18 protein-coding genes are annotated in these 19,715 nt (G+C 40.0%); 10 read left to right on the plus strand and 8 right to left on the minus strand.

Translation table 11 applies throughout. From position 1 onward, the window contains the following. Positions 1-38: 38 nt before the first annotated feature. The gene (locus ACR42H_RS05790; RefSeq protein ID WP_113883157.1) at positions 39-263 is read right to left on the minus strand and encodes a hypothetical protein; all 225 of its coding nucleotides are present in this window, start codon (positions 261-263) and stop codon (positions 39-41) included. Between the two features lie 115 nt (positions 264-378). On the opposite strand from ACR42H_RS05790, the gene ACR42H_RS05795 reads away from it, so the two are divergent. From ACR42H_RS05795 to ACR42H_RS05835, 9 genes are all read left to right on the plus strand, one after another. Continuing rightward, entirely contained in the window at positions 379-744 is a 366-nt protein-coding gene (locus tag ACR42H_RS05795) for a DUF488 domain-containing protein (protein ID WP_113883158.1), read from the plus strand. A gap of 130 nt (positions 745-874) precedes the next feature. Next, positions 875-2,383 (plus strand): amidohydrolase family protein, encoded by a 1,509-nt coding sequence (locus ACR42H_RS05800; protein ID WP_436376854.1) that lies wholly within the window; start codon positions 875-877, stop codon positions 2,381-2,383. After that, on the plus strand, positions 2,380-3,858 hold the full coding sequence (locus tag ACR42H_RS05805) for an amidohydrolase family protein (protein ID WP_436375053.1): 1,479 nt from the start codon (positions 2,380-2,382) through the stop codon (positions 3,856-3,858). Before ACR42H_RS05800 ends, ACR42H_RS05805 begins: the two co-directional genes overlap by 4 nt. A gap of 125 nt (positions 3,859-3,983) precedes the next feature. Further along, the gene (locus ACR42H_RS05810) at positions 3,984-5,549 is read left to right on the plus strand and encodes a glutathione ABC transporter substrate-binding protein (protein WP_436375054.1); all 1,566 of its coding nucleotides are present in this window, start codon (positions 3,984-3,986) and stop codon (positions 5,547-5,549) included. 71 nt (positions 5,550-5,620) lie between these two features. Beyond that, positions 5,621-6,856: an amidohydrolase gene (locus ACR42H_RS05815; RefSeq protein WP_436375056.1), complete on the plus strand. Its 1,236-nt coding sequence runs from the start codon at positions 5,621-5,623 to the stop codon at positions 6,854-6,856. Positions 6,857-7,037: 181 nt separating this feature from the next. Next, positions 7,038-8,429, plus strand: a complete 1,392-nt coding sequence (allB, locus tag ACR42H_RS05820; protein WP_113883235.1) for an allantoinase AllB — start codon at positions 7,038-7,040, stop codon at positions 8,427-8,429. Between the two features lie 43 nt (positions 8,430-8,472). Then, positions 8,473-9,735 carry an allantoate deiminase gene (gene allC, locus ACR42H_RS05825; RefSeq protein ID WP_113883163.1) on the plus strand — a complete coding sequence of 421 codons (1,263 nt, stop codon included), beginning with the start codon at positions 8,473-8,475 and terminating at the stop codon, positions 9,733-9,735. A 24-nt stretch (positions 9,736-9,759) separates the two neighbouring features. After that, positions 9,760-10,524, plus strand: a complete 765-nt coding sequence (allE, locus tag ACR42H_RS05830) for a (S)-ureidoglycine aminohydrolase (RefSeq protein WP_113883164.1) — start codon at positions 9,760-9,762, stop codon at positions 10,522-10,524. Between the two features lie 26 nt (positions 10,525-10,550). Then, positions 10,551-10,919 carry a cupin domain-containing protein gene (locus tag ACR42H_RS05835; RefSeq protein WP_243856194.1) on the plus strand — a complete coding sequence of 123 codons (369 nt, stop codon included), beginning with the start codon at positions 10,551-10,553 and terminating at the stop codon, positions 10,917-10,919. 108 nt (positions 10,920-11,027) lie between these two features. On the opposite strand, the gene ACR42H_RS05840 is transcribed toward ACR42H_RS05835, so the two are convergent. The 7 genes from ACR42H_RS05840 to ACR42H_RS05870 form a co-directional block, all read right to left on the minus strand. Beyond that, entirely contained in the window at positions 11,028-12,341 is a 1,314-nt protein-coding gene (locus ACR42H_RS05840) for a hypothetical protein (RefSeq protein ID WP_113883165.1), read from the minus strand. After that, the gene (locus tag ACR42H_RS05845) at positions 12,338-13,030 is read right to left on the minus strand and encodes a response regulator transcription factor (RefSeq protein ID WP_113883166.1); all 693 of its coding nucleotides are present in this window, start codon (positions 13,028-13,030) and stop codon (positions 12,338-12,340) included. Before ACR42H_RS05845 ends, ACR42H_RS05840 begins: the two co-directional genes overlap by 4 nt. After that, entirely contained in the window at positions 13,027-13,797 is a 771-nt protein-coding gene (locus tag ACR42H_RS05850; RefSeq protein WP_436375060.1) for a sensor histidine kinase, read from the minus strand. Before ACR42H_RS05850 ends, ACR42H_RS05845 begins: the two co-directional genes overlap by 4 nt. Before the next feature lie 93 nt (positions 13,798-13,890). Beyond that, positions 13,891-14,886, minus strand: a complete 996-nt coding sequence (locus tag ACR42H_RS05855) for an ABC transporter ATP-binding protein (RefSeq protein WP_113883168.1) — start codon at positions 14,884-14,886, stop codon at positions 13,891-13,893. A 1-nt stretch (position 14,887) separates the two neighbouring features. Next, entirely contained in the window at positions 14,888-15,904 is a 1,017-nt protein-coding gene (locus tag ACR42H_RS05860) for an ABC transporter ATP-binding protein (RefSeq protein ID WP_113883169.1), read from the minus strand. Between the two features lie 20 nt (positions 15,905-15,924). Next, positions 15,925-16,845 carry a nickel ABC transporter permease gene (nikB, locus tag ACR42H_RS05865; RefSeq protein ID WP_048010379.1) on the minus strand — a complete coding sequence of 307 codons (921 nt, stop codon included), beginning with the start codon at positions 16,843-16,845 and terminating at the stop codon, positions 15,925-15,927. 22 nt (positions 16,846-16,867) lie between these two features. Further along, on the minus strand, positions 16,868-17,773 hold the full coding sequence (locus tag ACR42H_RS05870) for an ABC transporter permease (protein ID WP_113883170.1): 906 nt from the start codon (positions 17,771-17,773) through the stop codon (positions 16,868-16,870). A gap of 293 nt (positions 17,774-18,066) precedes the next feature. Here ACR42H_RS05870 and ACR42H_RS05875 point away from each other — a divergent pair, with 293 nt between their 5' ends. Further along, a complete protein-coding gene (locus tag ACR42H_RS05875; protein ID WP_436376856.1) occupies positions 18,067-19,629 on the plus strand; it encodes a glutathione ABC transporter substrate-binding protein in 1,563 nt (520 codons plus the stop codon). The last annotated feature ends 86 nt before the right edge of the window (positions 19,630-19,715 follow it).

The raw sequence follows: 19,715 nt of genomic DNA on the forward strand, positions 1-19,715 counted from the left end.
TAAAATCCCCTTCTGTTAAAAGATGGGGATTTTTTTGCTTATATGATTTTTGTATGGTCCTTAGGACTTTCAATCCTCATTTGCTCCAGTTCGAGCTTCATTTTTTCTGTTTCAAGCAAATAGTTTTCCTGTTTCAGCTTTTCCAGGGTAATTTCATCTTTTATCATATTGTGTTTAATTTTTGCCAGTCTTTGTGTATGAAAAGTCAGGATGGCGATGATGGGAATAGAGAAAGTCATCACTACAGCAATTGTTCCTGTCAAATTCCTTGCACCTCACATTTAATTGAATTAGAAAATTTTGTATAATTTATATTTGTATAAATTATAGCAAATGACAAGTAAGATAGAAACGTGAAAATAATCTGGTGGTGAAGAAATGGCTGGAATTACTATAAAAAGAGTATACGACCCCTATGAAGAGGCTGATGGATACCGGGTATTAGTGGATCGGCTGTGGCCGAGGGGAATTAAAAAAGAAGATGCACATTTATCAGCCTGGGAAAAAGAAGTTGCACCAAGCAGCGAGCTTAGAAAATCTTTTAATCATAAACCTGAACTTTTCGGTATTTTTCGGGAAAAGTATCTCATTGAGCTGCGCACACAGACAGACAAGATTCACAAGATGGAAGAACTGTACGAGATATCTAAGAAGCAAAAACTTACACTACTATATGCTGCAAAAGATACAGTAAATAACCATGCAATTATATTATTGGAAGAATTATTAAGGAAGGAGAAATAGAAGCTGAATTTTATAGGAAGGAAAAAAATTAAAAATAGGTAGAAATATTTTAATTTTATGTAAAGATTCTGAAAGTTTAGTGTTTTCTTTTTTCCTATACTTAATGTTAAAAGAAGTGAGGGAGAAGGAAATGATTGATTTACTCCTGATTCATGGAACTGTCATTACTATGGATCAAAACAGGCGAATCATCACCGATGGAGCTGTCGCTATAAATGGAAGCAGGATCCTGGATGTGGATATGAGTGAGAAACTATTGGAAAAATATGAGGCGAAAGAAGTGATAGATTGCAGCCATCATTGTATCCTGCCTGGATTAATAGATGTACATGGACATGGCGGCCATTCGATGTTTAAGACCATTGCAATGGAAAGCTTGGATTTTTGGATGCCTATTATGACGAATACGTATAAGCATTTTGTTACAGACGAATTCTGGTATTTTGAAGGGAAGCTTTCTGCACTTGAGCGGCTGAAGGCGGGCATAACAACTGGTGTATCTGTTCTTGGTTCAATGCCAAGGTCAGATGATCCAGTTTTTGCCATCAATCATGCAAAAGCCTATGCAGAAACTGGTGTCAGGGAGGTTGTTTGCACCGGTCCCTGCAATCCTCCATGGCCTCATTCATTCAGCAGGTGGATAGACGGTCAAAGAATGACTAAAGAAGTCACCTACGAGCAAGTGTTAAATGGTGCTGAAGCAGTGATTGAAGCTTTAAACCATGCTAATCAAGATCGGACAAGAGCATTTATTACCCCTTTCGTAATTGTTACATCAGTTGAACCATCTGGTCCAACTTCACCTGCGAAACTTCATCATTTAACAGAGCATGATTTATACCAGGCAAAGAAAGTCAGAGAAATTGCCAGAAAATATAATACAAGAATCCACTCTGATGCTTTTGGAGGCATGATTCACTTGGCAGTAAAGGATTGGGAGAATGCTCTTTTAGGTCCTGATGTTCATCTTCAGCATTGCCGGGGGATATCCTTTGATGAAGCGAAAATATTAGCTGAAACCGGAACAAATGTCAGTGCCTCTCCTGGATTCTCTCAAATTCACGCCCGCACACCGATGATAGAATTGATCGAGCTGGGAACAACAGTTGCTATATCAACAGATGGCACTTCACCATCCACTAGCTTTGACATGTTTCAAGCCATGAGAAAAACACAATTTATACATCAGGCCGCTCATAGAGATGAATATTGCTTACCTCCTGGTAAACTTCTGGAGATGGTTACGATTGAAGCTGCAAAATGTATTGGATGGGATGATGAATTGGGCTCTCTTGAAGCGGGGAAAAAGGCGGATGTTATAACTGTCAATATGCATCAGCCGCACTTAACACCTGAATTTATGCATATTCATCGGCTTGTCCATCAAGCTTATGCAGCTGATGTGGGGCATGTTATCGTAGATGGCAGGGTTCTTATGAAGGACAGAGCAGTCTGCTCCGTTGATGAATGGTCAGTTTTGGAAGAAGCAAATGAAGAAGCTAACGCAACAATTAAGCGTGCTGGTCTTGAAAGATACATGAAGCAGACGAAATATTTTTGGGGGCACACACGAACCTATGGGGATGGAATGGATCATGATAAAGAATCTACAATTGGGGAGAAAGGGGAAAATCAATGAAGACCAGGCTAAAGGGGAAATATGTAATTGGATATGATGGAAAAGATCATGTCCTGATAGAAAATGCTGAGGTTGTATTTGAAAATGATACCATCATTTATGTTGGAAAAAGGTATTCAGGCCAAGCTGATAAAGTTATAGATGCCGGCCGCGCTTTAATCAGTCCGGGATTCATTGACTTGAATGCATTAGGCGATATTGATCATGATATCTTGCATTTGGAGGCCAGTTCAGCAAGACAGAAAAATCTGCTTTGGTCAGAGAGATATGTGAAGCAAGGACACCATGAAATTATGACGGCTGAAGACGAGGCCTTTAAATCTTTATATGCCTATTCACAGCTGATCCTTCATGGAATTACAACTGCTATGCCAATCACTTCTGTGCATTATAAAAAATGGGCAGAAACATATGAAGAGCTTGCTTCAGCAGCGAGGCATGCTGCTGACCTGGGATTGCGTATATACCTGGGTCCAAGCTATCAATCGGGGATAAGGGTCGTCCAGGCAGATGGCAATATTAAGATTCATTGGGATGAAGAAGCTGGAAGGCAAGGATTAAAAAGAGCTGTGCGCTTTTTGGAAGAGTTTGATGGTTCATTTAATGGTTTGGTCAGGGGAATGCTTGCCCCTGAGCGGATTGAAAGTCAAACGGAAGAAAGTCTTCTCCTTACAAAGCAATATAGTGATCACTATAAAGTTCCGATAAAATTGCATGCAGCCCAAGGTGATTTTGAATACCATACCATGATTGAGAAATATGGCGTAACTCCAATTAGGCATTTATATAACCTTGGATTTTTAGGATCCAGAACGGCGATTCCTCATGCCCATTTTATTGCTGGCTACAGTGGGGCAAAAATGGGTGGTGGAGATGATTTGTCACTGCTGAGGGAAACGGGCACAACGGTCATTCATTGCCCATTAATAATTGGAAGGCACGGGCAGGCAATGGAATCCTTTGCAAAATATAAACAGTCAGGAATTAATTTAGCGTTAGGTACAGATACGTTTCCTCCGGACATGTTCCAGAATATCAGAACAGGGAGCATGCTTTCCCGGATCGTAAATAAAGAAGTTAAAGACTCAGCATACTCAGATCTTTACCGTGCTGCAACTTTAGGTGCTGCAAAGTTTCTGGGAAGAGAAGATTTGGGCCGCCTTTGTGCTGGCGCAAAAGCAGATATTATTGCAATTGATTTAGCCGGATTCCATATGGGAGTATTAGATGATCCCTTAAGAACAGTGATTGTAAGCGGAACTGGAAGAGATGTCAAGTTATCCATTATTAATGGGAAAGTAGTCATGAAAGACCGAAAATTACCCAACCATGATTTAGAGGCACTAAAAGGAAAAGCGCAAGAATATTTCATGAAAATGAAAAAGGGTTATTTAAAAAGAGATTATCAGGAGCTTCCTGAGAATGAATTGCTGCCGCCTTCTTTCAGCCTTGTTGATTCTATTGATCAGCAATAATGTTTGTTATTTTGTATAAGTAGTAGAAAAAGTTTAAAAACATGTAAAGAAAGTAGAAAAAGATTAATCAGAATATTTTATATAATTAGATAAAGGCTTAAGGGCTTAAAAAAGGGGGATTGAATTTGAAAGTGAAAAAAAGAATGGGGTTAATCATCTCAGCTCTGCTGATCGCAATCCTTATTTCAGGGTGTTCGACTAAAAAACAGGTTAACAGCAGTCAGGACTCCAAGGGAATAGCATCCGAAAACGGAGGAACTTTAGTTATAGCCCGTTTATCTGACGCAGAAAATTTAGATCATCATTTTATGTCGACAATCAATGCCGCCAGCGTTACACATAATAAAATTTATGAGGGGCTTGTTGGCCGGGATAAAAATGCCGAAATCAAGCCGGTGCTGGCTGAAAAGTGGGAACAGTTAGATGAAACAACTTGGGAGTTCAAGCTTAGAGAGGATGTAACATTCCATGACGGGACAGCATTTAATGCCGATGCAGTGAAAGCAACATTTGACCGGTTATTAGATCCGGATGTTGCCTCTCCAAGAGCTGTTGTATTCAAAATGGTAGAAGAAGTAAAGGCAGTCGATGAATTTACTGTCCAATTTAAGTTATCAGAACCGTTTTCACCCCTGCTATCCATATTGGCCAATCATGAAGGCGGCATTATCTCACCAAAAACTATCGAGAAATATGGAAAGAAAGTGATTCAAGAACCTGTTGGGACAGGTCCATTTGTATTTGAGTCCTGGACACCGGGCAAAGAAATTGTTTTTAACAAAAATGAAACCTATTGGGGGACTCAATCTAAGCTGGATAAAGTAATATTTAAGATCGTCCCTGAAGAAACAACAAGGATATCCATGCTTGAAACAGGTGAAGCCCATATAGCCGAACCGCTCTCGGTCACAATGATGGAAACGGTGGAAAACTCCAAAAATGCAGAAATTTACCGCAGTGAAGGATTTGGCACAGAATATATTGGGTTTAACGTTGAAAAGGAGCCATTCAATGATGCCCGAGTCCGCAAAGCTATTGGACATGCTGTTGAAATGGATTCAATTCTGGAGGGGGTATTTGAGAATGTTGGGAATAAGTCCAATTCACTGCTGGGGCCAAAGGTATTTGGATATCATGAAAGCCTCGAAGCATACGAATACAACCTCAATGAGGCAAAAAGGCTTCTCACAGAAGCAGGCTACCCAAATGGCTTTGAAACAACGTTGAAAACAATGGATAAGAAAGAATGGATTAATATGGCGGAGGTTCTTCAATCTCAGCTGAAAGGGATAGGAATCAAACTGGACATTCAGGTATATGAATATGGGACATTTGTCGAACAAGTAAACCGCGGTGATTCCGAGATGTTTATTTTAAGCTGGAGAAATGCGACGGGAGATGCTGATTATAATCAATATAACCTTTTCCATAGCAGTTCACACGGCCCTGCCGGAAATACCTTCTTCTACAGTAATAAAGAAGTGGACAGCTTAATAGAAGCTGCACGGGCTGAAAAAGATTCGGATAAGCGGATGGAGTTCTATGCAAAAGCCCAGGAAATCGAAATGGAAGAATCCGTATATATTCCGGTTCGTGTAATTGAGAATATGGCGGCTATTTCCAAAGATGTAAAAGGCTTCTCTATAAGTCCATCTGGATACTTGGAGATCAATGACATTTCAATTAAATAAGCTCTAAGATAAGAGGGATATCCGTTCTGGGTACCCTTTTATCTTGTCCGGGGCCGGAAAGGTGAATGAAAATGAATAATAGCTATTGGTTAAAGAATGTGCGATTAGAATGCGGATACAAAAATGAGAATAATAGAGTGTCAGGTACTATAACGGATCGATTTCATTTATTAATAGAGGACGGCTGCATTGCTAAGATTACGAAGGACTTAGAGGCTTCCTCTGATAAACTGCCTATAAAAGATGCAAAGGGACTGCTGTTATTGCCATCCTTTGTTGAAAAGCATGTCCATCTTGATAAAACGTATATGGGGGATGAGTGGAGGGCCTGCATCCCTGCATCGGGTGTCATAGAACGGTGTGAAATTGAAAAGAATGCATTGTTATCTATGTCTGCAAGTACCTATCAGCGATCAAAAGCATTGCTTAAGCAGCTAATATCCTATGGATCAACTCATATTAGAACCCATGTGGATATATACCCTGAAGTCCAATTACGGAATTTAGATGAAGTTCAGCAGACTTTGGAGGAATTTTCGAGCTATGCCAGCTCTGAGATTGTTGCCTTTGCCCAGCATGGCTTGCTGCGCTCAGGGACACCTCAGCTTATTAGAGAAGCTATTAGAAATGGTGCTGGAATTGTAGGAGCGGTCGACCCAGCTACCGTTGACAACAATATTGAAGCTTCGCTAGTTCAATTGATGGATTTAGCTGTAGAAGGCAATGCAGATATTGATTTGCATTTACATGATCCTGGTCACCTTGGTACTTTTACTATGAAAAGGCTGGCCTTTCTGACTAAGGAAGCTGGCTGGGAAGGAAGAGTTGCGATTAGCCATGCATTTGGCATGGGTGATGTTTCAAGGGCAGAAGCCTCTGAAATGGCAGAGATTTTAAAAGACGCACGTATTTCGATCGTTACTAGCCTCCCGACTGGCCGGGCAATCCCGCCTGTTGATCTGTTAAGTGAGTGTGGAGTAGAGGTGGCTGTTGGAAACGATAATATTTTTGATTCATGGTGGCCAATAGGTAATGGAGATATCCTGGAAAGAGCAGGCCGTTTAATTGAACGGTATAGATGGACGGATGAAAGGTCTCTCTCTCAAGCATTTAGATATATTACAGGGGGGAAAACGCCGCTTGATCAGAAGGGAAACCGGATCTGGCCAGCACCTGGTGATGAAGCCAGCATGGTCCTTGTCGATGCAAGCTGTTCAGCAGAGGCTATGGCTAGAAGAGCGGAACGCCATGCAGTGTTCTACAAGGGGAATTTAGTTTGCGATAAAGAAGGGATGAAAAGAGAGTGATTAGATCAGTCTCTGGTTATTGTCTTCATTTAAATTCAAAAAAATTGAAGAAGTAAAGAAAGCTAAAAAATTAGTAAAGGAATCCGAAAAAAATAGTTGGATTTTTTTATACAATTTAATAAATCAGTTAATGAGGTTCCTCGAAATACAGAATAAGATTAAAAGTAACGGGGGAAATGCGATGATATATGATTTGTTAATAAAAGGCGGCAAAGTGGTTCTTAAAAACGAGGTAGTTAAGAATGATATTGCCATTATAAATGGAAAAATTGCAGCGATTGCGGAAACCATTGATCATGAAGCTGAGCAGATTATCGATGCCTCTGATCAATATGTCATGCCTGGAATGATCGATACTCATGTGCATATTTGTGAGCCTGGCCGAACAGAGTGGGAAGGGTTTATAACTGGAACTAAAGCACTGGCAGCAGGAGGAACTACATGCTATGCGGATATGCCCTTGAATGCCCTTCCGGCTACGATTGACAGGAATACACTGCAATTAAAAGCAGAAGCAGCCAAGGGGAAAAATTATATTGATTATGCATTTTATGGCGGACTTGTTCCAGGCAATCTTGAAAGACTTGAAGAGCTTTCAGATGATGGAGTTATCGCCTATAAATGCTTTATGTCCACTTGTGGAACAGATAATCCCGATGATTTTTCTAATGTGGATGATTATACCCTTTTTGCGGGGATGAAAAAAATTGCTGAACTGGGCCAAATTTTATCGATTCATGCGGAAAATGCCCAAATTACCGATCGGTTAGGGGAAGAGTTAAAAGCACAGGGCAGGACAGCTGCCGCAGATTATGTCTTTTCACGGCCTGTTTTAACAGAGGTTGAAGCAGTGAAACGCGCTCTTTATTTTGGAAAAGAAACGAAGTGCCCTATTCATTTTGTACACATTAGCACCGCAGAAGCAGTAGAAGAAATTATGAAGGCCAGAAGCTCGGGTCAGGATGTTTCCCTTGAATCCTGTCCTCATTATTTTACGATATCATCTGAACAGCTCGAAAAAATTGGCCCGGCTGCCAAATGCTCTCCTCCGCTGCGAAGTATAGAGGATCAAGAAAAGCTTTGGGAAAAGTTAATAGAAGGCAAGATTGATATGTTAACATCTGATCACTCACCATGTCCGCCTGAAATGAAGTATAGTTCTTCAAATAATTTTTTCGAAGTGTGGGGAGGAATCACAGGGTGTCAAAATAGCGTTGATTTAATGTTTGATGAAGCGGTTTTGAAAAGAAAGCTGCCAATCACTCATTTTGCAAGGATGATTTCTTCTAATCCCGCTGAACGTTTTAACATTCCCAATAAAGGAGAAATAGCAGTATCAATGGATGCTGATATCATCTTAATTGATGCTAATCGTTCCTATGTTGTTGAGGAGGAAGGCCTATATTATCGGCATAAGCATAGCCCATACATTGGAAGGATGATTAATTGCCGGATAACCAAAACCCTTGTCCGCGGCAAGATTGTATATGATTTGGATCAGGGGATTGTTGGGAAACCTCTCGGAAAAGCCCTTAAGTTAAAAAATGGCAGGTCAACTATGAATATGATCTGAAATCAAAAAGTCCGCAGAAAGATTATAGATAGGGGAAATCGGGATGACAGACTTAATCAATTTGCAGGGGAAACTTGAATATGAAAATTTAGCAAAACATATTGTGAACAGGCTTGAATGGCTGGGTTCATTTGCAAAAGATCCGGAAGGAGGAATTACCCGTCTTTTATACTCTAAGCAATGGACGGATACTCAGCAAGCTTTGAAGAGTTGGATGGAAGCTGAGGGTTTGGAAGTAAAGTTTGATGAAGTGGGAAATCTGAGTGGAATAGTAAAGGGAGTTAATCAGACAGAGACCGTTTTAACTGGGTCCCATGTAGATACCGTGAAAAATGGCGGGCTGTTTGACGGGCAATTTGGCATTGTAGCTGGGATACTGGCTTTAATTTATTTAAAAGATCAATATGGGACTCCAAAACGCAATCTCGAGATTGTTTCACTGGCAGAAGAAGAAGGAAGCAGATTTCCTTATTGCTTTTGGGGTTCAAAGAATATTGCAGGAGGCGCTTATAAAAAGGATGTTGAAAATCTTGCAGATTCAAATGGAGTAATTTTTTCTGACGCCATCAGTGAGGCGGGATTCACCTTTAAGGATGAAACCAAATCTCCGCGGCAGGATTTGAAGGTATTCGTGGAAATCCACGTCGAACAGGGAAATGTCCTTGAAACGGAGAAAAAGTCTGTTGGTATTGTGAAATGCATCGTTGGGCAAAGACGTTTTACAATTGAAGTAAAAGGTCAAGCCAATCATGCTGGAACAACACCCATGGGATATCGCAAGGATGCTGTATATGCTGCCAGCCAAATGATACATGAAACACTTAATATGGCAGAGCAATATGGTGACCCGCTGGTAGCAACCGTTGGGAGGATTGATATTTCACCCAACATTGCAAATGTGGTGCCGGGAAAAGCTGCGTTTACTTTAGACCTGCGCCATATTGATAAAAATACGATGTTCCATTTTACTGAAAGATTTATAGAAAACATAAATGATATATCACGAGAGCATGGGGTTGAAACGGTCATTAAAAAATGGCTTGATACGGATCCGGTCCCAATGGATCCTGAAATTACGGAATTGATTGAAAAGAAATGCAAGGAAAAAAATTTGAGCTATAAAGTAATGCATAGTGGTGCAGGCCATGATGCACAAATTTTTGCACCGTCCATTCCGGCGGCTATGCTATTTGTGCCGAGCGAAAAGGGCATTAGCCATAACCCTGGTGAATATACTGCGCCTGCTGATTTAGCTGAGGGAGTTAAAGCGCTGATCAGCACTTTATATGAACTGGCTTATAAATAATATCAATGAAAAGGAGAGTTATAAATGGGCTATCCAAAAGATTTATTATCAAGCAGATCTGTAATAGAACATGGAAAATATGCTTTACTTGCACCTGAGGGATTAGTGAACAATGTTATTCCTGGATTTCATCATTGCCTTATTTCGATTTTAGGTTCTCCTAAGCTTGGGGCAAGCTTTGTCGACTATTATGTGACAATGAAAAAAGAAGGAGGAAATAAAGAAGGCTTTGGCGGACAGGAGGATGTGCAGACATTTGTTTACATACTAGAGGGGAAAATAAAAGCTTCTGCAGATGAAAAAGAATTTATCTTAGAGGAAAGCGGATACCTTTATTGTCCGCCGGGAGTGAAAATGTATTTGGAAAATATGAATGATGGGGATTCTAAGCTCTTTTTATACAAACAGAAATATCGCCCTCTTGAAGGGCGGAAGCCCTGGGTTATATCAGGACATGCAAATAGTATAGAATTCAGGAACTACGATGATATGCATAATGTAAACATTAAAGATCTATTGCCTGCGGATTTAGATTTTGATATGAATTTCCATATCCTTTCATTCGATCCTGCTGCGAGCCACCCGTTTATTGAAACACATGTTCAGGAACACGGAGCATATATCCTTTCCGGGGAAGGGATGTATAATCTTGATAATAAGTGGATCCCAGTCAAAAAAGGCGATTATATTTTCATGGGCCCTTATGTTCACCAGGCCGCGTATGCTGTAGGGCGAGAAAATTTAACATATGTCTACTCAAAAGATTGCAATCGGGACGCAGAACTATAAAAAATTACAGGAGAGGAGAGATAGCGGTGCCAAACATACAGAAGATTATGGAAGAAAGAGTCTTTGAAATCGATAAAATAGCAAAGTTTGATCCTGAGAAACCGCAAAAGAACTATTTTTATGAAACTGATAAAACAGTAGGAGCTGTTTGGTGTCTGGAACCAGGACAGGAGGTATACTTGCATTCTCACTCAAATGTAGATGATATGTGGGTTTGTATGGAGGGAACAGGAATCTACTTTCCTGACTTGGAGAATGAAATTCAAATAAGTAAAGGCATGGTGATCCTTGCTAAGCCTAATCAGATTCATGGAATGCGCAATACCGGGCAGGGCAGGTTTTTATTTGTTGGATTTGCAGCAGGTTCTTTGCCAATGGATATAACAAGATATTAACTTGCGGGCTTTAGTTTTATAAAAAGCATATCGCTCTCAGCCGGATTTTATGGAAGAGGGCGATATGCTTTATTGAACACAATTTATTCATCAAAATAAGCACCCCGGCTAAACTTTGGCACTCAGCTTCGTTCTTAATATATTGTAAATGAAATAACCTAAGCAAATTAAGCAGGACAGGGTAAAGCTGATCCAAATCGCAAGAAGATTTTCCATAATAGGCAAAGCTGCAAACCCCCCGGCAGTCCCAATAATAGATGCAAGGGGAATAAGGGCAGGCAAGGTTTTACTGCCAAGTATAATATACAGCATTGGAGCGATCATGGAAGCATAAGTATTACCGAAAAAAAACAGCAGTTCGATAGGGGATGGAGGCAGGATACTAACGATAACAAGTAATAATAAACACATGGCTCCGGAAAACAGATAGGTGAATCCCCATTTCTCTTTATTGGTGAGTGGGCGAAGCATCCCGACGATATTTTTAATGATTAATGTGACAACAGCATGTAATTCTGCACTAATTGCTGATGAAATGGCACTGAAGCAAAACAGGACAAATAAAACAATAAGCAAAGTTGAATTGATTTTTCCAATTAACTCAAATAACAAAGAATATATGGAATCATAGCTTCTTCCAAAAATAATAATCATGATCAATGATGATAATGCAAGAGGAATAGTTGCCCATATTAAGCCCGCTAATGTAAACGTAATTCTCAGCTTTTCTTTTTTTATAATAAAAACTCTTTGCCATGAGGCACGATCAATAATCACTTGTCCAAAACCAATTAAAATAGCTGTGAATATAAACAAAATAGCTTCCGTGTTTTTAACGTAAAGGATATATGGATGATATAATTTAATGCCTTCATAAACAGGATATACACCTTCCTGGATATAAAAGTAAACAGGGATGATGATGACAGCGCTGAATATGAGCACGACATTAATGCCTGCAAGCTGATGGATTCTTTGCATGCCTCCTGCTCCCCCAATAAAAAAACAAAACAATAAGAAGAAAACCATACCAGAAAAAACAGGCAGGGGAAAAATCATGTGCATTAGAATTCCTGCCCCCATAGCTTGAACAAATATAGAATGGATACTAATCACGAGAAGAATAGAGATCATGAACCAGTAGCCGCGTGGGGTCAATCTTTCGCGCAATACATCACCTATCGTTTGATGGTCATGAAACCGATCTCGAATCTTTTTTGCTAATATTCCAAATAAAATGAGTGAGAGAGCCCCCATAAGGGAATAGCCGATTCCTCCGGTTAGCCCATACTTTATTAATGTTTCAGGCGATGAAAGAATGGTATTGCCTGTTACCCATCTGGACAAAAGACTCACAACACCAAAACCGATTCCCAGCTGGAATGCCCCTCCAATATAGTATTGAAAATCGGTTTTCTTCATTGTGAAGTCTCCTTCAGGCGGTAATCCCTTGGTGATTGGCCAGTCATTTTCCGAAAGATTTGGCTAAAGTAGTGCTGGCTGTTAAAGCCGCACTTTTCTGAAATACTGCTAATGCTTAATTCAGGGCTTTCAATCAGCATTTTCTGTGCCTGTTTTAATCGAAAGTCATTTAAATATTCGGAAAACCCCATTCCGACTTCCTCATGAAATTTTCTGCTCAAATAAGCTGAATTGATATGAATTTTAGATGCTAAATAATTTAAAGTAAGTTTTTCATTGTATTCCTTTTGAATGATGTGCAAAGCTTTAACAATTTGCTCAGAGTAACTGCCAATTCGTTCATACCTTCGCAAAACGCTCATTAATTCCTCTTCAATGACGGGCTTTGTTATATAATCAACTACCCCAAGCCTGAGTGATTTTTGAATATAATCAAAGTTTTGATAGGCTGTAACCATGATTAAGTCAATATCGCCAGCTGCGGAAAGCTCCATAGCCAAATCTAAGCCTGATTTGCCTGGGAGCTGAATATCGAGGAAAGCAAGAAAGATGTCATGCTTCTTAATAATTTGAAGAGCTTGAGAGGCATCCTGAGCCTTATAAAGAATCCAATTGGGAAATTTCTTTTTGATGAGATATTCCAGCTGTTCCAATTCTATAAGTTCATCATCTACAAGCAAAATATTCATTGCATCCAATCTCCTTCCAATTTTTCTGACATAATAACGTGGGGGAATATAGCCAAAACAGTTGTTCCATCCGCCTGGTCTGTTAATTGAACAGAAGTTTCATCATTGGGAAATAATAGTTCAAGTCTTCTTTTTATATTCTCAAGCCCCACCCCGCCATCCAGGGGGCTTGTTTCATAGCGCTCTAAAGAATTGTTCCACACTGAAACATGAATCGCTGATTCGATCTTTATTATTTGTATGTTTAATAAAGCCTCGCCAATATGTCGTTCAAAGGCATGCTTAAAAGCATTTTCAACAATAGTTTGTATTAAAAAGGGAATGATAATGGCTTTATTCACGTGGCTGTCCAATTGAATTTCATAATGAAGCCGATCTCTAAATCTTGTTTTTTGTATCTCCAGATAGTAATTAACATAAGTAAGTTCATCTTCAATAGAGATAAAGTTATTTAAAGTCCGATATTTAAATTTCAGCAGTTTTGAAAGGGTTTCAATGGACCGTATCAATTCTTCTTTGCGGTCCAGCCTGGCTAGAGCCAGGATGGAGTTTAGGGTATTAAAAAAGAAATGCGGCTGGATTTCCTGGTTTAACTGATTGTATAAAGCTGTCTGCAATTCACTTTCTAACGCTATTTCTCTTTTTTGCTTCTCAAGTAAATCAATTCTTTTTTCAAAAACAAATAAAAATAGCAGGGTAAAGGCTCCTGCCAGCGGAACCAGAACACAAAACATAATGTATATGGAGAATGATTCAATAGGCAGCATGCGGTTTGTTTCTCCTTAAGTATTAAAAAAGGGAGGTATCATAACCTATCCCTTTTTTAATATAACATTTTATACAAAATAGAGGTATTTGTATTAAACTGGAAGAGTTTCAGCGATATGACAGCTTACAAAGTGATTATTAACCAGCTCCCTAAGGGGAGGTTCCTCCTGTTTGCATTTTTCTATAGCAAAAGGACAGCGTGTATGGAATCTGCAGCCTCCAGGAGGATCAATAGGTGATGGTACATCTCCTTTTAATATGACACGGTCCCTTTTTAAAGTTGGATCCGGAACTGGAATAGACGAGAGCAGCGCTTTTGTATATGGGTGAAGAGGAGAGTCGAACATTTCTTTTTTCTCTGCAATCTCGACCACTTTTCCCAGATACATCACCATTACCCGGTCTGAAATATGCCTGACGACACTTAGGTCATGAGAGATAAAAAGAAAGGTCAATTTAAACTGCTTTTGCAGCTTCTTTAATAAATTGAGAATTTGTGCCTGGATAGATACATCCAGGGCAGATACAGCTTCATCACAAATGATTAATTTCGGATTAACGGCCAATGCTCTGGCGATTCCAATACGCTGGCGCTGGCCGCCGCTAAATTCATGCGGATATCTGTCAAGTGATTCTGGAGGAAGTCCGACATATCCAAGCAGTTCCAGCATTCTTTCCTTTCGCTTTGATTTTTCAACCACATTCTGAATGGCCATGGCTTCATTTAAAATTTGCTTCACCATTTGACGGGGATTAAGAGAAGCAAAAGGATCTTGAAATATAACCTGTAAATCACCTCTAAGTTTTCTCATATCCTTTTTATTTAACGTTAGAATATTTTTCCCCATATAAAGAACCTTTCCGTCAGTAGGTTCATCAAGCCTTAAAATTGCACGTCCGGTTGTTGATTTCCCGCATCCGGACTCCCCGACTATACTTAATGTTTCACCTTCAAAAAGCTCAAATGAAATATCGTCTACAGCCTTTACATATGCCTTTGGCTTGAATATAGAGTCTTTTTTAACCGGGAAATATTGTTTTAATCGATCTACTTGCAGGATGATATTTTTTTCTGCGGTCGTGTTCATATTAGACAACCCCTTCTTTATCTCTTTTGCCAGTCCACTTGTCGGTGTATTTCCAGCATCTTACTTTAATATCTTCAGAATAGGAAACAAGATCAGGCTGGTGTGCAGCACATATATCTTCCGCATAAGGGCATCTAGAGGCGAACCGGCATCCGGCAGGCATATTGTAAGGGCTGGGGACACTGCCATCTATCGTAATTAATTCTTCCTGATCTTCATGGATTTTAGGCAATGAGTTCAATAAACCTTGGGTATAAGGATGCTTTGGATCAGCAAATATTTGCTCTGTAGATGCATGCTCAACTATATTGCCGGCATACATTACGGCTACCTTATCACAAGTTTCTGCCACAACTCCCAAATCGTGGGTAATCATGATAACACCCATTCCTATCTTTGTTTGCAGCTCTTTTATCAGCTCCAGTATTTGTGCTTGAATCGTAACATCCAATGCAGTCGTTGGCTCATCTGCTATTAATACCTCAGGTGTACATGCAAGAGCCATAGCAATCATGACACGCTGGCGCATCCCTCCGCTCAATTGGAATGGCTCTTGTTTCGCCCGTTTTTCAGGAGAGGGGATTCCAACCATCTTCAGCATTTCAACTGACTTATCCCATGCAGCTTTTTTCCCCATCTTTTGGTGCAGCCTCAAAGCTTCTGCAATTTGTTCCCCAACCGGGATTACAGGATTTAAGGAAGTCATAGGCTCCTGAAAAATCATAGATATTTCATTCCCGCGAATTTTTCTCATTTCATCCTCTGGCATTGTAACTAAATCTCTTCCTTTAAAAAGAACGGAACCACCGGCAATTTTTCCCGGAGGAGAAGGAATAAGGCGGAGAATGGAGAGGGAAGTCATACTTTTCCCGCACCCGGATTCCCCTACTATTCCCAGCGTTTCCCCTTTATGCAGTGTAAAATCGATGCCATCAACCGCTTTGCTGACTCCCCGCTTTGTTGTGAAATGGGTTTTTAACCCTTTTACTTCAAGTATTGGCTTGTTTCTTTCTTTCATATCCTGTCACCACCCTTAACTTAATTTAGTTCAATGCGTTTATTGAAGAACCGATAAAAGACATCTACGAATAAATTCACAACTACGAAAATAAGTGAGGCAAACAATACTCCTCCCTGGACCATTGGCAGATCTCGCATTCTAATTGCATCGACAATCATTCTTCCGAGGCCATTAATAGCAAAGATCGATTCCACCAATACGGTACCTCCAAGGAGTGCGCCAAACTGCAGGCCCACAACCGTAATCACTGGTATCAGTGCATTTCTTAGTGCATGTTTATAAATAATGATTCGCTCGCGAAGCCCTTTTGCACGTGCTGTACGAATATAATCCTGCCGAATAACTTCAAGCATGCTCGACCTGGTCATCCTTGCGACAATTGCTGCTCCTCCTGCTCCAAGGGTTATAGCCGGCAAGATGACATGGAGCAGACTGTCCCATCCTGCAACAGGCAAAATTTGAAGCTTAACAGAGAAGAAATACATAAGCATGAGGCCAAACCAGAAGCTTGGAAGTGATATGCCTAAGAGCGCAACAAGCATGACGCTGACATCGGTCAATGAATAAGGCTTAACAGCTGATATAATACCTGCTGCCATTCCCAGCACGATTGTGATAATGATGCTAAAGAAGGCGAGTTCAATAGTAATTGGCAGTCTTACCAATATTTCATCAAGAACAGGCTGGCTATTTTTTAAGGAGACACCTAAATCCCCCTTAAACACATTTGTTAAGTATTCGAAGTATTGGATATATAAAGGCTGGTTTAATCCAAGCTGTTCACGAATAGCTTCAATTGTTTCTTTTGAAGCGCCTTCACCAGCAAGAAGTACTGCAGGATCCCCTGGAACGAGCTGCATAATGAAGAAGACAACAAAAGTAACTCCAATAATAACCGGGATGGTTTGTAAAATCCGGCGTAATATAAACATCAGCATAGATGTAACCTCCTCAAAGCTTTTATTTTTTCATCCTGGGGTCAAACGCATCACGTAAGCCATCACCAAAAATATTAAACCCAAGAACTAGAATAGAGATGGCGAGACCCGGAAATAAGGCGATATAAGGTGCGGAGAATAAGAAATCCCTCCCGCTGCTGAGCATGGTTCCCCATTCAGGTGAAGGCGGCTGTGCACCCAGGCCGAGGAACGATAATCCAGCTGCTGACAGAATGGCAGTAGCTAATCGCAGAGTCCCTTGAACAATAATGGGTGAAAGGATATTCGGGAAAATGTGCTTGAAAATAATGACAAAATCAGAGGCGCCAAGCGATCGGATTGCATCAATATACTCAAGGCGCTTTACTTCTAAAGTAGATCCGCGGACGATTCTGGCAAATAAGGGTACAGAAAAAGCTCCTACTGCTATAGTCACATTAATCAGGCTTGGCCCCAATGCCGCAATAATGGCTAGCGCAAGGAGAATCCCTGGGAATGCAAGCATAACATCCATCATCCTCATGATAATGGTGTCAACCCATTTGCCATAAAACCCAGCTACAAGACCGAAAATAATTCCGAAAAATGCTCCGAATAACACAGCAGCAAATCCAACCCCCATTGATAGCCTGGAACCATAAAGAATCCTGCTTAAGATATCTCTTCCTTTATCATCTGTTCCCATCCAATGGTCTGCAGATGGAGGAGTCAGCTTATTTTCCAAATCAATTTCGTATGGGCTATATGGAGCCAGCAGCGGTGCAAATGCCGCCATTAATAGATAAACAATAATAATAATGGCTCCAGCCAGTGCAGCTTTATTTTGGATCAATGTAGAAATAAAATCTTTTATTCTAGATTCTTTTGTGCCGCCAATCAATGTCTTTACAGCTATATCTGGCTGCTCCGTTTTTACTTGAACTGTCATCTTATTTCCCCCCTAAAAGATTTTTTTACTAGCAAAAAATGAAAATCAGTTTTCCTCCTTTCAAAAGAAAGAGTGGATTGCAAACGTTTAGTTAAAATTATCAAAATTACCTGTAAAGTAAATATTTTTTAAAACAGTTGTCAAAATATTTAAAAATAAGGTAAATATTCTGTAAATATCTAAATGCATCATCTTCTATAATGCAGATAAGCATTTACGGAGGGACGGTGAACATTGAATAATTACTGGAATTATTTACCGAAAAAGGGGAGAGAAAAATGGAGAAAGATAGAATGCACTTTCGAAAGGGAATGCTAATGATTTTCCTAAGCTTAATGATGCTGCTGTCTACAGCATGTTCTACACAAACAAAAACAGAGCAGGAAGCCGGCAATGAATCCGAAGGTAAAAAGGATGGGGGCACCTTGACAGTTGTCCGTTTATCAGATGCAACAAAATTAGATCCTCACTTTATAACAGACATTCCTTCAGCAAATATTATTTATCAAAAAGTATATGAAACGTTAGTGGAACCAGATAAAGATATGAATATTCAGCCGCTGCTGGCAACAGAATGGAATGTCATTGATGATACGACCTGGGAGTTTAAATTAAAAGAAGGCGTAACCTTTCATGACGGTACACCGTTTAACGCTGAAGCTGTAAAGGCCACCTTTGACCGGTTGCTGGATCCAAACACTGGATCGCCTCAGCGCGAGAAATTCGCGATGATTAATGAAGTAAAAGTAATTGATGACTACACAGTACAATTATTGCTTGATTATCCATATGCTCCACTGCTTTCTATTCTTGCAAGCAGCGAGGGAAGCATCATGAGTCCAAAGGCGCTGGCCGAAAACCAGGAGACGCTTGCAGAGAAACCTGTTGGTACAGGCCCGTTTGTTTTTAAAGATTGGAAAACTGGACAGGAAATTTCCTTGAAGAAAAATGAAAACTATTGGGGAAAACAGCCAAGTATTGATGAGGTTGTTTTTAAGGTTGTACCAGAAGACGCAACTCGGCTGGCTATGATTGAAACTGGGGAAGCGCATATTAATGATCAGGTGCCTGTTACAGAAATTGAGCGTATAGAGGCTTCTGATTCGATGGGACTTCTCCGGGCTGAGGGGCTTGCAGTTGAATATATTGGATTTAACACGAAGAAAAAACCATTGGATGATATTAAAGTCCGCAAAGCAATCAGCCATGCCGTTGAGAGAGAAGCGATCATTAAAGGGGTTTATAACAATGTGGGCACACTTGCCAATGCAGCGATGAGTCCAAAGGTGTTTGGCCACAGTGAAAAAGTTAAGCCTTATGATTATGATTTAAATGAAGCGAAGAAATTGTTAAAAGAAGCAGGATATGAAAACGGACTTAAGCTTAAATTACTGACAAGTGATAGAAAAGAACGCATCAATATGGCTGAAGTTATTCAATCGCAATTAAAGGGAATTGGCGTTGAGGTAGATATTCAAGTAATGGAATATGGAGCATATATCGATACAATTGATAAATCTGAGCATGATTTATTTATCGGAGGATGGGGAAATGCCACTGGAGATGGTGATTATAATCAGTATAATCTTTTCCATACTGCTTCACAGGGACCTCCTGGAAACCATTTCTATTACAGCAACCCAGAGGTAGACAAAATCATTGAAGAAGCACGAAGAGAGACTGACGAAGCAAAGCGGAAGGATCTTTATGAAAAAGTGATGCAAATGGAATTAGAGGATGCGGTCTATATTCCAATCCGGAACTATGAACATATGGCTGCGCACAGTAAAAACGTAAGCGGCTTTTGGCTGAATGCTGCCAATTATTTAATGATTGATGATGCAGTCATTAAGTAAATAAAAAAATTAAAAAGTGAAACGGAAAAGTACTTTTGAAGAAAAAAGTGCTTTTCCTTCATTTTCAATATTAAGGGGGAATCAGA

Origin of the sequence: Cytobacillus sp. BC1816 (assembly GCF_051353635.1) — a bacterium.
Classification (GTDB): Bacteria; Bacillota; Bacilli; order Bacillales; family Cytobacillaceae; genus Cytobacillus; species Cytobacillus oceanisediminis_C.